Raw genomic sequence first — 13795 nt, 5'->3', positions numbered from 1 at the left:
TCGGCAGCATCCGACAGCCGCCGCAGCGCCGCAGCGCTCACCGGGAGGACGCTTTGCTGAGCACCATGCAGGACGTACCACTCCTCGTCACCCGCATACTGCAGCACGGGATGACGATCCACGGGAAGTCCCAGGTCACGACCTGGACCGGGGAGGCCGAGCCGCACCGCCGCAGCTTCGCCGAGATCGGTGCCCGCGCCACCCGCCTCGCCGGTGCCCTCTGCGATGAGCTCGGTGTCCGCCAGGAGGACCGCGTCGCGACCCTCATGTGGAACAACGCCGAGCACGTGGAGGCGTACTTCGCGATCCCGTCCATGGGCGCGGTCCTGCACACGCTCAACCTGCGCCTGCCTCCCGAGCAGCTGGTCTTCATCGTCAACCACGCGGCCGACCGGGTGGTGCTGGTCAACGGCACCCTGCTGCCGCTCCTGGCGCCGCTGCTGCCGCACCTGCCGACCGTCGAGCACGTCGTGGTCGCGGGCATCGGCGACCGCTCCGCCCTCGACGGGCTCGACGTGCGCGTGCACGAGTACGAGGAGCTGCTGGAGGGCCGCTCCGACCACTACGACTGGCCCGAGCTGGACGAGCGCCAGGCCGCGGCCATGTGCTACACCTCCGGCACCACCGGGGACCCCAAGGGCGTGCTCTATTCCCACCGTTCGATCTACCTGCACTCCATGCAGGTCAACATGACCGAGTCGATGGGCCTGACCGCCAAGGACACCAGCCTGGTCGTGGTCCCCCAGTTCCACGTGAACGCCTGGGGCCTGCCGCACGCCACCTTCATGACCGGCATCAACCTGCTGATGCCGGACCGGTTCCTGCAGCCCGCCCCGCTCGCCGAGATGATCGAGCGGGAGAAGCCCACGCACGCCGCCGCTGTCCCCACCATCTGGCAGGGGCTGCTGGCCGAGGTCACCGCCCACCCGCGCGACCTGACGTCGATGAAGCAGGTCACCATCGGCGGCGCGGCCTGCCCGCCCTCCCTGATGGAGGCCTACGACAAGCTCGGCGTCCGGCTGTGTCACGCCTGGGGCATGACGGAGACCTCGCCGCTGGGCACCATGGCCCACCCGCCGGCCGGTCTGAGCGCCGAGCAGGAGTGGCCGTACCGGATCACCCAGGGCCGCTTCCCGGCGGGCGTCGAGGCCCGCCTCGTCGGTCCGGGCGGCGACCGGCTGCCCTGGGACGGTGAGTCCGCGGGCGAGCTCGAGGTGCGCGGCAACTGGATCGCGGGCGCCTACTACGGGGGCGCGGCCGGAGACCCCGTACGGCCCGACGACAAGTTCAGCGCGGACGGCTGGCTCAAGACCGGCGACGTCGGCGTGATCAGCCCCGACGGCTACCTCACGCTGACCGACCGGGCCAAGGACGTCATCAAGTCGGGCGGCGAATGGATCTCCAGCGTGGAGCTGGAGAACGCCCTGATGGCCCACCCCGAGGTGGCCGAGGCCGCGGTCGTCGCCGTCCCCGACGAGAAGTGGGGCGAGCGCCCGCTGGCCACGGTGGTCCTCAAGGAGGGCGCCACCGTGGACTACGCGGGGCTGCGCGCGTTCCTCGGGCGGTCGATCGCCAAGTGGCAGCTGCCCGAGCGCTGGACGATCGTGACGGCCGTGCCGAAGACGAGCGTCGGCAAGTTTGACAAGAAGGTGATCCGCAAGCAGTACGCCGACGGCGCCCTGGACGTCACCACCCTGGGCTGATCAGCCGCGCGTGAGCCAGGGCCGCAGCAGCTTGCTGACCGCGGGCATGGCCACGTAGGTCATCAGGGTGCTGAAGACCACCGCGAAGGCGGCGGTCCGCAGGACGAAGTTCACGTCGACCAGGTACGGCCCGAGCACCGCGTTGCCCGCCAGCGAGATCGGGAAGATGGCCAGCCCCGAGCTGATCGCCATCTTCCAGCGCGGCGGCGCGGGCCGGGTCGTACCCGGCTTGGCGAACCAGGTCTCCATCCCCTGCAGTTCGCGCCGGGCTATCTCGGTGTGGTGGTGGCCGAGGCAGTTGGAGAACCACTCGGCCCGCTGCGGGGAGTCCTGCCAGCGCCGGAACGCCTCCTGGTCGCGGAAGCGGTGGACCAGGAACCAGGGCCCGCCGTCCGCCGCGGGCCGGAAGAGCCCGTACCCGAGGTGGCCCGGGAAGCCCGCGGCCGTCTCCAGGATCCCCTGGGCCCAGGCCTCGAAGTTCTCCTCGTGCCCGGGCTCCACCTGCCGCGCGATCAGCAGGTTCACCTCTCCGTTGTCGGCGGGGACGGTCTGCTCGGACGTGCTGGTGATGGCCATCGGGCCAGGATGGCTAGTTGGTCCCGATCTTGGCCAGCAGGTCCACGATGCGGCCCTGCACGTCCACCGTGGTGGCCCGTTCGGCGAGGAACAGCACGCTCTCGCCCGAGGCCAGCCGGGGCAGGTGGGCCGCTTCGATCCCGGTGGCCGTGTACACGACCAGGGGGGTGCGGTTCAGCTGCCCGTTGGCGCGCAGCCAGTCCACGATGCCGGCCCGGCGGCGCCGGACCTGCATCAGGTCCATGACCACCAGGTTGGGCCGCATCCGGGTGGCCAGCTCCACCGCGTCGGTGTCGGCGCCCGCCCGCGCGACCTGGAGGCCGCGCCGCTCCAGGGCCGCGGTCAGCGCGGTGGCGATCTCTTCGTGCTCCTCGATCAGCAGGACCCGGGAGGGGTGCTGTTCGCTGTCGCGGGGCGCGAGCGCCTTGAGCAGCACGGCCGGATCGGCCCCGTACGCCGCCTCGCGCGTGGCGTGCCCCAGCCCGGCCGTCACCAGGACGGGGACCTCGGCGGCCACGGCGGCCTGGCGCAGGGACTGCAGCGCGGTGCGGGTGATCGGCCCGGTCAGCGGGTCGACGAACAGCGCGGCGGGGAAGGCCGCGATCTGTGCGTCGACCTCCTCGCGCGAGTGCACGATCACCGGACGGTAGCCGCGGTCGCTCAGCGCCTGCTGCGTCTGCGCGTCCGGCGCGGGCCACACCAGCAGCCGGCGCGGGTTGTCGAGCGGCTCGGGCGGCAGCTCGTCGTCCACGGGGCGCGGTACGGGCCGGTTGACCACCTCGACGGCCCCGCCGGGTCCGTCCAGCGGCTCGGGGCCCTCGGCGGAGCCCGCCTCGGGTGCGCCTATGGCGAAGGCGCGCCCCTGGGGAGCCGGTTCGGAGAGCCTGCGGCGACGGCCGGAGCCGGAACCGCCACCGCTCGTGCCGCCGGCGTCGACGCTGATGCCCTGGCCCAGGGTGCCGAGCGCGCGCACGCTGATCGGCTGCGCGGCGCCCGCCGGGGCGTCACCGGGCTGCCGGGCGGCGGGGACGGCGGCCTGGCCGGCGCCGTCACCGTCCTCGGGGGCGGTACGGGCCGCCGGGACGGGCCACGCCGGGGTCGCGGGCAGCGCGCGCCGCCGCCCGGTCGGCGGTACGGGTTCCCCGCCGGCGGAGGCACCGGCACCGGCGGGCCCGGCGTCGGAAGCCGACGGGGTCTGCGGGGTCTGCGGGTCGGCGGCCGCGGGAGCGCCGAGGACCCGGCGTGCCCGGCGTCCGCCCGGCCCCTCGGCGTCCCCGTCGCCCTCACCGGCACCGGGGGCGGCAACGGCCTTCACGGCACCCGGAGCGGGGGCGGAAGCGGGAGCGGGCGGGACGGCGGGCGGGGCGACGGGCGCCGCCGCGGCCGGCCGCGGTCCGGCGGGCAGCGCGAAGCCGCCCTCGGGCGCGATCGGCCGCTGCGCCGCGGGAGCCCCGGGCCCGGCCGGCGCGACCGCGGCCCCCAGGGCCCGGCGGCGTCCCGCCGGATGTTCGGTCACCGGCACCGGCGGCACCGCCGGTACGGGGGGCAGCGCGGGCAGGGCGGTGCCCTGCGGGGGCACGGGCCGGCCGGCGCCGGGCCGCACCGGCCCGAGCGCGGCTTCGCTGCCGTCGCCGTCCCGGCCCCGCCTGCGCCCGGTGCCCAGCCCGGCCGGGTTCACCGGGGACTGGGCGAGTTCGGCCGGTCCCGAGGGGGCGTCGGCGGGGGTGCCGTCGGCGCGGCGCCGCCCGGACGGCAGCGCCAGGGCGCCCCCGCCCTCGGGGGCCTTCGCCCCGTCCGGCCCCTCCGCTGCGTCCGCCCCGTCGTCCAGGAACGCGTCCACCCCGCGCCGGGCCCGCCGTGCGCCGGGACCGGCCGCGGGACCGCCCCGTCCGGGAGCCGGCTCGCCGGAGGCGCCCCCGTCCGCGTCGGGCGCGGGACCGGGCTCCGGGTCCGGGTCCGGCTCGGGCAGGGTCACCGTCCCGGCTCCGGAGCCGAGCGGCAGTTCCAGCACGTACGCCCCGCCGGGCGCGCCGGGCACCTCCACCGTCTGCAGGACCCCGCCGTGCGCGGCGACGATGCCCCGCACGATCGGCTCGTGCACCGGGTCGCCGCCCTCGTACGGGCCGCGCACCTCGATCCGTACGACGTCACCGCGCTGCGCGGCGGCCACCACGATCGTGGAGTCCATGTAGCCGCTGCCCTGGGGGGTCTTGCCGGTGGCGTCGACCCCGGCGACGTCCGCGACCAGGTGCGCGAGGGCGGTCGCGATGTGCCGCGCGTCCACCTCGGCCTCGATGGTCGGGGCGTGCACGGCGAACTGCGCCCGGCCCGGGCCGATCAGCTCGACGGCGCCGTCGATGCCGGCCGCGACGACCGTGTTGATCAGGACGTTCTTCTTGCGGAGCTTCTCGCTGCCTGCGTCGAGGCGCTGGTAGCCGAGCACGTTGTCCACCAGGGTGGTCATCCGCGAGTAGCCGGCGGCCAGATGGTGCAGCAGCTGGTTGGCCTCGGGCCACAGCTGTCCCGCGTCATCGGCGGCCAGCGTGGCCAGTTCCCCGCGCAGTTCCTCCAGCGGGCCGCGCAGGGACTCGCCGAGGACGGCGAGCAGCTGGGCGTGGCGCGCCGCGAGGGCGTCGTAGGGGCGCCGGTCGGTGAAGGTCATGACCGCGCCGACGAGCAGCTCCCCGTCCCGTACGGGCGAGGTGGTCAGGTCGACGGCGACGGGCTGCCCGGCCTTGTTCCACAGCACCTGGCCGCGGACCCGGTGCTTGCGCCCGCTGCGCAGGGTGTCGGCGAGCGGGGACTCGTCGAAGGGGAAGGGCGATCCGTCGGCGCGCGAGTGCTGGATGAGCCCGTGCAGCTCGCGGTTGCCGAGATCGGTGGCGCGGTAGCCGAGGATCTGCGCGGCGGCGGGATTGACCAGGACGACCCGGCCGTCGGTGTCCGTGCCCACGACGCCCTCGGCGGCGGCGCGCAGGATCATCTCGGTCTGCCGCTGCGAGCGGGCCAGCTCGGCCTCGGTGTCCACGGTTTCGGAGAGGTCCCGCACGACGAGCATCAGCAGCTCGTCGCCGGTGTAGGCGGGCTGGGGCTCGCGGTAGGCGTCACGGCCGTCGAGGTGGGCGGCGGTGACCTCGACGGGGAACTCGCTGCCGTCGGTGCGGCGCGCGGTCATCCGCTTGGGCCGGGCGCGGCCCTCCTCGTCGTCGCCGGGGCGGCGCATCGATCCGGGGATCAGCTTGGAGTCGAACTCCGGCAGCAGGTCCAGCACGCCGCGGCCGACGAGTCCCGTGCCGGGACTCTCCATGACCTCCAGCGCGATCGAATTCGCGTTGACGACCGTGCCGTTGGCGTTGACGAGCAACAGCGCGTCCGGAAGTGCGTCGAGTATTGCTGCGAGGCGAGCAGCGCCTCGGGATGGCCTGCTGCTCACGACGAGCTTCCTCCCTGACCACGACTACCGGCATGTCACGGGAGGAGTCTAAGGGCACCGCTCCGCGGGGAGGTGGCGGAGGAACGGAGGAATCCGTGCATCCGCCCCATCCGCCCAGGTCAGGAACGCGCACTCGGAAGGACAGGTTCCAGGTCGTTCCACCTGCTGATGTCGCATCCGTTCGTCCGCCGGAACGTGCTGTCCACCTTCTGTCCGTGCCAGGTTCCCGTCACGCGGGCGGTGGCGCGCCCGCCGTCCTGGAAGGTGCACAGCTGCCGCTTGGGCTCGGGCGCGAAGGGATCCTTCCCCTCCTTGGCGAACTCCTCCAGCCTCGCGCAGGCCTTCTCGGCCTCCGGGTGGTCGCCGCCGACGGGGCGGCACTCCAGCAGGTACTCGCCGTCGACCAGCCGGTTGCCGGTGTCGGCGACGGTGACGGTGAGGCGGTCGGGGGAGGCGGACAGCAGCCGCCCCAGGGGCAGTGGTGGCAGCGGTCCGGCGGCCGCGGCGGCCAGGGCGGAGGTGACGGCGAAGGCGGCGAGACGCAGCATGGGGCACTCCAGGTCGTCCGTACGTCGTACGCCTCACCAACGAGGAGCGCGCCCCGACGTTGCGTGGTCTTAAGGCTTTGCCCTGTGGCCCCGGCTCCTTGTACCGTGGGAGCGGATTGGTGACCGGCCCCGCGCCTGTGTCATCATCTGCACGCACCTTCGTACGCGAGGGTGTGCTGGAGGCGTCGCCTAGTCCGGTCTATGGCGCCGCACTGCTAATGCGGTTTGGGGCTTACACCCCATCGAGGGTTCAAATCCCTCCGCCTCCGCACTCACGAAGCCCCGGTCCTCACGGACCGGGGCTTCGGTGCGTTCCGGGGTCCTGCGGCGAGCCGGCTCCGGCCGGGTGGTTTCGGATGCCCTGCGAGGGGTAGCCAGAGCGGCCCCCGGATCGCCGAGCCCCCGGAGCGAGACCTACCCGGACGATCTTCTTCCGGGCCGTTTTCGCAGGTCAGAGGGGTTGGACCTAATGGATTTCGCGTCCCGCCGAGGTCCATGTATTGTTGTTCTCGCAAGGCCAACGGGGCGCAAAACCCCGGGAAGCCCAAGCACTCGTAGCTTAACGGATAGAGCATCTGACTACGGATCAGAAGGTTGCAGGTTCGAATCCTGCCGAGTGCACAGCAGGCCAGAGGCCCCGGACGAAAGTCCGGGGCCTCTGCCGTTTCCGGCGGTACAGCAGCGAAGTACAGCAACCGCCTCAGCCGCTGCCACCCATCGCTTCGGACAGCTTGCCGAGAGCCTCGCGCACGGCTTCCTCGCTCGCTTCGGCGTAGACCTCCATCGTCATAGCGATCTGCGAGTGCCGCAGGATCCGCTGAGCCACCTTGGGGTGGACCTTGAGCGCGACCAGGAGCGCGGCGCAGGTGTGCCGGGTGTTCCGCAGCGGGATCACCCGCAGCCCGGCCCGGCGAGCACGCAGGCCGAACATCCGGGTGAGGTTCCCCGGCTCGATCGGCGTCCCGTACTTCGTCGTGAAGACCAGCCCGCGGCTGTCCTGCCACAGCTCCCCGGCAGCCTTCCGGTCCCCGATCTGCTGGGCCCGCCGGATCCGCAGCGCCTTGAGGCAGAGCGCCGGCAGGGGCAGGAAGTCGTCCGAGTCCTCCGTCTTGGTCTCCCGGTGCAGGATCTGCCGCCCGGCCCGCTGGATCTGGTGGTCCACGTAGAGCTCCCCGGCGTCGAAGTCGATCGACTTCCAGGTCAGCCCCAGCACCTCACCGCGCCGCAGCCCCAGACAGAGGACGAGCACCCACGCGGCGAAGAGGTGATCCTCCCGGGCGACCCCGTCCGCCAGGAACCGGCCCGCTTCGAGCACGGACCACGGCTTGATCCGCTTGCGGCGGGGCTTGGGCACCTTCACCAGCGAGGCGACGTTCTTGCCGATCTCCTCTTCCGCGACGGCATGCGTGAGGGCGGCCCGCAGCGCGTCACGCGAGCCCTGGATCACCCGCCGGGACGGGTACGCCTCGCAGCACTCCCCGATGGCACAGCACCGACGGCCCTCAGCGGGACGCTTGGCGTCCTTCCCCTGGGCACAGCACTGGCAGATGGCCGCCAGCTTGGTCAGCCACTCGCGGACGTCCCGGACGGTCAGCTTGTCGAGCCGCTTCGTACCGAGGTGCGGGGCGATGTAGAGGCGGACATACCCCTCGTACGAGACGTAGGAGAGCGGGGCCAGGTTGGGCTTGACGATCGAGTCGAGCCAGTACGAGAGGAAGGCGGAGACCGTCCGGTGCCGGGTGGCCACGGGTCCCTTCTTCGCTTCCGCGTGCAGGTTGAGCCACTTCTCGTGCACCTCCTCGCGGGTCTTGCCGTAGGCGTACTTCCGGGCGCGCTTTCCGTCCGGCTTGGTCACCCAGACGTAGGCGGCGTAGCCGTTCTTGTACGGGTAGATCGAGCCCTCGCCGTTTCCGCGCTTGCCGCTCACGCCGCCCACCCTTCGGCGCCGGAGGCGATGCGCTCGACGTACTCGTCCACCCAGGCCGGGAGGATGCGGCGGTTGCGGCCCACCTTCACCGAACGGATCTCCCCGGTGAGCACGAGCATCTTGGTCTTGGACAGGCCGAAGCCGAGCATCTCGGCGACCTCGGCGGTCGTGTGCCACTTCCGCTGGATGACTACGGCAGCCACGCGGTCTCTCCTTCCGACTCGGACAGTTCGGCCCGCATCTCACGGGCGAGTTCACGGTTGTGCTGGAGGTCCCGGCGGACATTGGCGGCGAGCCAGGATTCGCCGGGGGTGGAGCCGTGGCCGGCGAAGGACCAGTGGGCGACGACGAGGAGGGTGGCCTCCGGGTTCTCGTCGGGGTCGGGCAGGCCGAGAGAAGCGCGTTGCTGAGCGGCTCGGTAGTCCGCGCGGACCTGGCGCAAGGCGCCGAGGGTGGTGGAGTAGCGGCGGGACTTGGTGGAGAAGTGCCCGCGGAAGCCGAGCATGTGGGCCCAGGCCCGCAGACGCCGGTCGGGATAGGCCCGGTCGAGGTCCATGCAGGCTTCCATGAGCCGCCGGGGGTGATCGGGCACGCCGAGGAGGACGAGCGCCTCTTTGTTGCCCACCGGGTGGTCCACGGTGCCGGTGGTCTCGGCGGCCTTGGTGGCGTACTTGGCGACGTAGGAGGCAACGGCCTGTTCGGTCAGCTCCTCCCCGTCCCCGAAGGCGCCGATGGGCTGGACGTCGATCTGCTCGCCCCACAGGAGCACCCAGCCGCTCTCGAACCCGTGCTCCGGGTTGGCCGGCACGACGACGCGGACGCGGGCTGCGGCGGCCCGGATGGCGTCGGTGAGCAGGTCGAGGGTGGCCCACGCGGGAGGCGGGGTGTCAGGCCCCTTCGGTCCGTCGAAGCGGATCACGGCGTGGAAGTGGACGGCTCCGCGCTTCTGGTACTCAGCGACCTTGCCGAAGGAGACGCGGGACTGTTCGCGGGCAGCCTTCTGCGTCAGTCCAGCACGGGCGGCGACCTCCCGGCGGAGGTAGATCGTGAAGTAGCGCCACAGCTCGGAGGCGTGGTTGTTCCACAGCACCGCACCCGCGTAGTCGTACGTGTCCGGGTCGAGCGGGGTGCCGAGTTCGGGCGCGTCCTCGGGGTGGCGGACGCCGCAACGGCAGGGGCGGGGGCCCGGGCGGTTGTGGACCGGTCCGAAGGACGGGGCAGTGAGGGTGGCGAAGACGCGGGGGTGGTCGCGGATCGTCTCGGAAGTGCCCTTGGCCCGGTCGCCGACGAGCCCGGCGCGGATCAGGTGGTAGGTGTCGCCCGCGTACGTCCAAGCGCAGGCCGGGCACCGGGAGGCCCTGCGGTTGCCGCAGGCGACGCGCAGGACGCCGCCGGGTTCGGCGTCGGTCGTGTAGGCGTGGAGGACGGTCTTGGTGGCCGGGTCCATGAGCTTGGTGCCGCCGGAGAGGCGGATGGGGGCGGCGCATCCCCCGGTACGGCGGATCTGTTCGTGAAGGCGCTCGAAGCCCGGAGCCCCGGCCACCCGGAGCAGATCGCTCAGGGTGGCCGGGTCCAGGCCCGCCGCGGTGGCGGTGTCGGTCATGCGATCACTTCCCGTGTGCGGCGCCGTGGTTGGCGTTCCAACCGGTGACCAGGGCGCCGACCTGTGCGTCTCCCTTGGCGGAGGCGGAGGCGCCGCAGTGGCAGACGGCGGAGGCCGTGGCGGGCTCGGACGGCGAGGGCTTGCTGACGTGCAGACCAGGGGCGGCGTTCGTCGGGGTCAGCTTCGGCATGAGGCTCACCGGCCGAGGCGGACGAGGGCCGAGGGAACGGTGCGGCCGAGGCCCCGGCAGGCCGGGCAGTTGACGGGGACGGTCGTACGGGTGCCGTCGGGGGTGCGGGAGCCGGTGGTGATCGTGGCGGTGGCGAAGCCGTCGCAGTCGCGGCAGACGGGCGGGGTCGAGGCGCTCTGGGGCATGATGAGTTGTCCCTTTCGGGTCCGTTGGATCTGGGAGGGGTTCAGGCGCCCGGGGCGGCGGAAGTTTGGCGACCGAGGCCGCCCCGGGGGCCGCTCAGCGTGTGTTGCGCCTGCCGTGGCCCTTGGCCGCGTACATCGCGGAGTCGGCGGCGGACAGGGCGTCCGTGAGGGCGGGCACCAGCAGGTCAGCGCGGTGGCAGTGACCGACCGAGGCCGAGACCGGCAGGGCGAGCCCGTGGTGCGTGACGGGCTGGTCCAGGGCGGTCCGCAGGGCGGGCAGGCCCGGGGTGTGGCCGGGGTCGGTGACGATGGCGGCGAACTCGTCCCCGCCGAGGCGGGCGGCGATGCCGTGCCGGCCGCACCAGGTGCTCAGACGGCGGGCGGTCGCGGCGAGCACCATGTCCCCGGCGGCGTGGCCGTGGGTGTCGTTGATCGCCTTGAAGTCGTCCAGGTCGACCAGGACCACGACGGCACCCGGGTGCTTGGCCACCAGGTGTTCGGCGCGGGTGGTCCAACCGGCCCGGGTGTGCAGGCCGGTCAGCGGGTCGCGGCGGGCGGTGGCCAGGCGGCGCAGGAGGAGTCCGCCGTGGAGGGCCCAGCCCAGGGCCGGTAAGCCCGCGGCGACGATGTGGGTGTCCACGGGGACGTCACCGCCCCTTCTGGAGGTCCTTGACGAGCATGCGCAGGACCACGGCGACGACGGCGAGGGAGACGCCGGTGATGGCGACCGCGAGCAGCATCGAGACGAGGACGGCCCCGACGACCAGGACGACGGCGCCACCGGCGGCCGCGAGGGCGACGGCGCTGCCGGGGGTGAGCTGGACCGGGAGACGTCCCGGGGTCACCGGGGTGGCCGGGGCGTGGTGGGCGGCGGCCGGCGGCGAGACCTCTTGGCGGGGCTCGATGCCGGAGGTGTGCGGGATGGTGATGCCGGTCGGGGACGGGTTCACCGGGATGCGCGGTCGGAGCATGGCGGGGTCTCCTTACTTGGTGAGCGGGTCGAAGAGCGGGGCCAGAACGCTTCCGGCGAGGAGGTAGCCGCCGAGCAGGATCACGGCGACGAGCCACCAGGGCGGGCGTATGAGCTTGATGCCGAGCGCGCCGATGACGATCAGGGCGAGCCACAGGGGGACGTCCACGAGGTGGTCTCCTTCGTGATCAGCGCGGGTTGCAGCGGTGGGTGCGGGCGGCGAGTTCGGCGGCGGCGCGGGTGTTGTAGTCGGCGGAGAAGTCGCAGCCGGGGGCGGTGCAGACGGCGGTGTCCTTGACGCGTCCCCGGCCGTCGTTGTGGCTGCCGACGCGCACCGGGCCGAAGCGGGTGACGTTGTAGAAGCGGTTCGGACGCATGGAGCCTGCGTCTCCTCTCAGGTCAGGTGAGGGTGAGGACGATCGAGTCCGCGAGTGCCTCGGGGACGCCGAGGCGGCTCCGGAGGGTCGCGGCGTCCATCGCGGTTCCGGTCTGGGCGCGATGGGTGTCCGCGATCTTCCGCGCGTGGTCGAGCAGCGCGGGCGGCACGGGCGGAGCGGGGGCGATGTGGATCGGCGGATCGGGGGCGGGCGGAGCTGCCGGGGGCTCGGGTTCGGCCGGCGGCAGTTCGGGCGCCGGTTCGGTCGCGCGCTCCACGGTGAGATCGGCGACGGCTTCGGGCTCTTCCGCAGCCACCGGTTCCGGGTCCTGCGACGGGGCGTGAGCCGGGGCCGGGCTGTGGGCGAGGAGCGTGCCGCCGAGGAACGCGAGCGCGGGCCATCCGGCGACGAGGATCCGCAGCCAGGCCGGGACGGCGTGCAGGTCTAGCAGTCCGGCGGTGGCGACGTTGGCGCCGAGCGAGGCGACGAGGGCGATGGCGAACCACAGCCAGGCATCGCGGTTCTCCGCGTCCGTTCGCATCCGGCGCCATGCCGCGACGAGCAGCAGATCGACGCTGACCGGGTAGGCCCAGGCTTTCCAGCCGTCCTGCCCTGCCGCCGCGGCGAGGTCATGAAGGTGGGCGAAGGACAGGGCACCGGCGATGACGGCCTGGACGAATACGGCGTCTGGGCGTACGCGGGCCGTCACGTCATCGGCCGGTCGGAGGGGCAGGACACGCCGAGGATCGACGCGATCTCCTCCTTGGAGATCTCCCGCCAGGGGCAGTTACCGATCTCGTGATCGGAGCCGGTCTTCTCTCCGTTGTCGTCGCCGCAAAGCGTGCAGAACATCGGTTCTCCCGAGTTTGGGCATGGGTGGGGTAGGGATCTGGCGTGAGACGGTCGCGCCGACCGAGAGAGGGTGGGGCGGTCAGTCCGTGGCCGGGATCGGCTTCACGAGCGGCACGGGCCCGGCGGCCGCGGCCTCGGTGGCGATCACCGGCCGGTACGGGGCGAGGGCCGGGAGAGCCGGGGTCAGGCGCGCGTACTGGACGCAGACCGCGGAGGCTTCGTCGGCGCTCAACTCGGGCGTGCGGATCCGGGACCAGCCCCCGGAGGAGTCCCCGGCGACCGCCACACCGGGCTTGTCCGGCGGGATGGCCGTCACGGCCGCGACCGCGTCCGGGGCGATGTCGCCCAGGCCCATGTCGGCGGTCTGCTTGTCGTTGACGCGGTGGACGACGCGCCCGGTGAGCTGGGCGCGGAGCGAGGTGGCACCCTTGCCGAGGTCGGACCCGAACCGCTGGCCGCAGATCTCCAGATAGATCGCGGCGGCGCGGGCCAGCTGTCCCAGACGGATCAGCTGCATGACCATCCGGTCCCGCCGTTCCTCATCCTTCTTCCCCGTCACGAGGAACAGCTCCGCGACCTCGTCCACCAGGAGCACGATCGGCACCGGCCGGACCTCGTCGGGCAGGTCCCAGAGATCGGCGGCCCCGTGCGCGCTCAGGAGGTCGAAGCGGGATTCCATCTCGTCCACGAGCGCGTCCAGGAGTCCGGACGCCTCGTCCGGTGTGGTGGCGAGGGCCGACAGCCGCGGTGCGTACCGCCGATGCTCGACACCCCGCTTGCAGTCGATCCCGACCAGCGCGACCGGCAGCCGCGCGAGTCCCACGATCAGGTTGCGCAGGTACATCGACTTGCCCGACTGGTTCGAGCCGAGCGTCAGCGCGTGCGGCACCTTCCGGTAGTCCCGGACGAACGCGGTGCCGTCCTCCCGGAGCGCGACCGGAACGGTCATCGGCCCGATGGGAAGGCGACGCGGCATCTTCACCCGCCGCAACACGTCGTAGCCGGTCATCCGCAGCTCGACGAAGCCGGGCCGGGTCTCGACCACGGCGACGGAGTGGACGCCCCAGGCGTGCCGCAGCCGCTCGGACGCCGCGATCACGTCGGCGGGCTCCAGACCGGCCGGCAGTCGCAGGGTGACCCGCATGCCGGTCGAGGAGCCCCGCACGCGGCGGACCTTCGGCGGGACGGGCTGAACGTCACTGCGACGGGCGAGGTTGCGCACCAGGAACGCCCGCAGGCGCGACGGCTGCACCGTCAGCCCGCACACGTCCATCGTGGCCCGGTACGACACCGCGAACCGCACGCGCGCCACCGGCAGCCCCACCAGGGACCAGTAGACGCGGGGTGCGCGGGCCTTGGCGTAGCCGAGGCCACCACCGGCACCGGCGAGCGGGAGGCCGACCTCCCATAAGGCCGTCAGGTCGGCCATGA

16 protein-coding genes and 2 tRNA genes are annotated in these 13795 nt (G+C 73.0%); 3 read left to right on the top strand and 15 right to left on the bottom strand.

The window, feature by feature from the left end:
- Positions 1-53: 53 nt before the first annotated feature.
- The gene (locus ACGFXC_RS13550; RefSeq protein ID WP_393712402.1) at positions 54-1703 is read left to right on the top strand and encodes a long-chain fatty acid--CoA ligase; all 1650 of its coding nucleotides are present in this window, start codon (positions 54-56) and stop codon (positions 1701-1703) included.
- Here ACGFXC_RS13550 and ACGFXC_RS13545 read toward each other — a convergent pair whose 3' ends face one another.
- The 3 genes from ACGFXC_RS13545 to ACGFXC_RS13535 form a co-directional block, all read right to left on the bottom strand.
- Complete coding sequence (locus ACGFXC_RS13545) at positions 1704-2279, bottom strand: antibiotic biosynthesis monooxygenase (RefSeq protein WP_393712400.1); 576 nt, start codon at positions 2277-2279, stop codon at positions 1704-1706.
- A 13-nt stretch (positions 2280-2292) separates the two neighbouring features.
- Positions 2293-5712, bottom strand: coding sequence for a PAS domain-containing protein (locus tag ACGFXC_RS13540; RefSeq protein WP_393712399.1), 3420 nt, complete (start codon positions 5710-5712; stop codon positions 2293-2295).
- 119 nt (positions 5713-5831) lie between these two features.
- Complete coding sequence (locus tag ACGFXC_RS13535) at positions 5832-6260, bottom strand: SSI family serine proteinase inhibitor (protein WP_393712397.1); 429 nt, start codon at positions 6258-6260, stop codon at positions 5832-5834.
- 178 nt (positions 6261-6438) lie between these two features.
- Here ACGFXC_RS13535 and ACGFXC_RS13530 point away from each other — a divergent pair.
- Both ACGFXC_RS13530 and ACGFXC_RS13525 read left to right on the top strand, forming a co-directional pair.
- Positions 6439-6529: transfer RNA gene (locus ACGFXC_RS13530), tRNA-Ser, on the top strand.
- A 279-nt stretch (positions 6530-6808) separates the two neighbouring features.
- Positions 6809-6881 (top strand) — tRNA-Arg (locus ACGFXC_RS13525).
- A gap of 79 nt (positions 6882-6960) precedes the next feature.
- On the opposite strand, the gene xerC is transcribed toward ACGFXC_RS13525, so the two are convergent.
- The 12 genes from xerC to ACGFXC_RS13465 all read right to left on the bottom strand — a co-directional run bounded on the left by xerC (position 6961) and on the right by ACGFXC_RS13465 (position 13793).
- Complete coding sequence (gene xerC / locus ACGFXC_RS13520; RefSeq protein ID WP_393712395.1) at positions 6961-8196, bottom strand: tyrosine recombinase XerC; 1236 nt, start codon at positions 8194-8196, stop codon at positions 6961-6963.
- Entirely contained in the window at positions 8184-8390 is a 207-nt protein-coding gene (locus tag ACGFXC_RS13515) for an excisionase family DNA-binding protein (protein ID WP_393712393.1), read from the bottom strand. The genes xerC and ACGFXC_RS13515 overlap by 13 nt, the downstream gene beginning before the upstream one ends.
- On the bottom strand, positions 8378-9790 hold the full coding sequence (repSA, locus tag ACGFXC_RS13510) for a replication initiator protein RepSA (protein WP_393712391.1): 1413 nt from the start codon (positions 9788-9790) through the stop codon (positions 8378-8380). The genes ACGFXC_RS13515 and repSA overlap by 13 nt, the downstream gene beginning before the upstream one ends.
- Positions 9791-9794: 4 nt before the next feature.
- Complete coding sequence (locus ACGFXC_RS13505) at positions 9795-9980, bottom strand: hypothetical protein (RefSeq protein ID WP_393712389.1); 186 nt, start codon at positions 9978-9980, stop codon at positions 9795-9797.
- 5 nt (positions 9981-9985) lie between these two features.
- Positions 9986-10165 carry a hypothetical protein gene (locus ACGFXC_RS13500; RefSeq protein WP_393712388.1) on the bottom strand — a complete coding sequence of 60 codons (180 nt, stop codon included), beginning with the start codon at positions 10163-10165 and terminating at the stop codon, positions 9986-9988.
- A gap of 94 nt (positions 10166-10259) precedes the next feature.
- Positions 10260-10805 carry a GGDEF domain-containing protein gene (locus ACGFXC_RS13495; RefSeq protein WP_393712386.1) on the bottom strand — a complete coding sequence of 182 codons (546 nt, stop codon included), beginning with the start codon at positions 10803-10805 and terminating at the stop codon, positions 10260-10262.
- Between the two features lie 7 nt (positions 10806-10812).
- Positions 10813-11136, bottom strand: coding sequence for a SpdD-like protein (locus tag ACGFXC_RS13490; protein WP_393712385.1), 324 nt, complete (start codon positions 11134-11136; stop codon positions 10813-10815).
- 12 nt (positions 11137-11148) lie between these two features.
- Entirely contained in the window at positions 11149-11304 is a 156-nt protein-coding gene (locus ACGFXC_RS13485; protein ID WP_266838830.1) for a hypothetical protein, read from the bottom strand.
- A 19-nt stretch (positions 11305-11323) separates the two neighbouring features.
- Positions 11324-11512, bottom strand: coding sequence for a mobile element transfer protein (locus ACGFXC_RS13480; protein WP_393712383.1), 189 nt, complete (start codon positions 11510-11512; stop codon positions 11324-11326).
- Between the two features lie 22 nt (positions 11513-11534).
- Positions 11535-12221 (bottom strand): DUF2637 domain-containing protein, encoded by a 687-nt coding sequence (locus ACGFXC_RS13475; RefSeq protein ID WP_393712381.1) that lies wholly within the window; start codon positions 12219-12221, stop codon positions 11535-11537.
- Positions 12218-12364, bottom strand: a complete 147-nt coding sequence (locus tag ACGFXC_RS13470; protein WP_393712379.1) for a hypothetical protein — start codon at positions 12362-12364, stop codon at positions 12218-12220. Before ACGFXC_RS13470 ends, ACGFXC_RS13475 begins: the two co-directional genes overlap by 4 nt.
- Positions 12365-12443: 79 nt before the next feature.
- Positions 12444-13793 (bottom strand): FtsK/SpoIIIE domain-containing protein, encoded by a 1350-nt coding sequence (locus ACGFXC_RS13465; RefSeq protein WP_393712377.1) that lies wholly within the window; start codon positions 13791-13793, stop codon positions 12444-12446.
- Positions 13794-13795: the final 2 nt, after the last annotated feature.

It is taken from the genome of Streptomyces sp. NPDC048507 (assembly GCF_043199995.1).
GTDB lineage: Bacteria > Actinomycetota > Actinomycetes > Streptomycetales > Streptomycetaceae > Streptomyces.
Note: the sequence above shows the minus strand (reverse complement) of the source record. Positions and strands in the feature narration are given on the sequence as shown.

Excerpts from the sequence above, each read along its gene's own strand:
- ACGFXC_RS13545 (WP_393712400.1), bottom strand. The coding sequence starts at position 2,279 with ATGGCCATCACCAGCACGTCCGAGCAGACCGTCCCCGCCGACAACGGA.
- ACGFXC_RS13535 (WP_393712397.1), bottom strand. The coding sequence starts at position 6,260 with ATGCTGCGTCTCGCCGCCTTCGCCGTCACCTCCGCCCTGGCCGCCGCG.
- repSA (WP_393712391.1), bottom strand. The coding sequence starts at position 9,790 with ATGACCGACACCGCCACCGCGGCGGGCCTGGACCCGGCCACCCTGAGC.
- ACGFXC_RS13505 (WP_393712389.1), bottom strand. The coding sequence starts at position 9,980 with ATGCCGAAGCTGACCCCGACGAACGCCGCCCCTGGTCTGCACGTCAGC.
- ACGFXC_RS13500 (WP_393712388.1), bottom strand. The coding sequence starts at position 10,165 with ATGCCCCAGAGCGCCTCGACCCCGCCCGTCTGCCGCGACTGCGACGGC.
- ACGFXC_RS13490 (WP_393712385.1), bottom strand. The coding sequence starts at position 11,136 with ATGCTCCGACCGCGCATCCCGGTGAACCCGTCCCCGACCGGCATCACC.
- ACGFXC_RS13480 (WP_393712383.1), bottom strand. The coding sequence starts at position 11,512 with ATGCGTCCGAACCGCTTCTACAACGTCACCCGCTTCGGCCCGGTGCGC.
- ACGFXC_RS13470 (WP_393712379.1), bottom strand. The coding sequence starts at position 12,364 with ATGTTCTGCACGCTTTGCGGCGACGACAACGGAGAGAAGACCGGCTCC.
- ACGFXC_RS13465 (WP_393712377.1), bottom strand. The coding sequence starts at position 13,793 with ATGGCCGACCTGACGGCCTTATGGGAGGTCGGCCTCCCGCTCGCCGGT.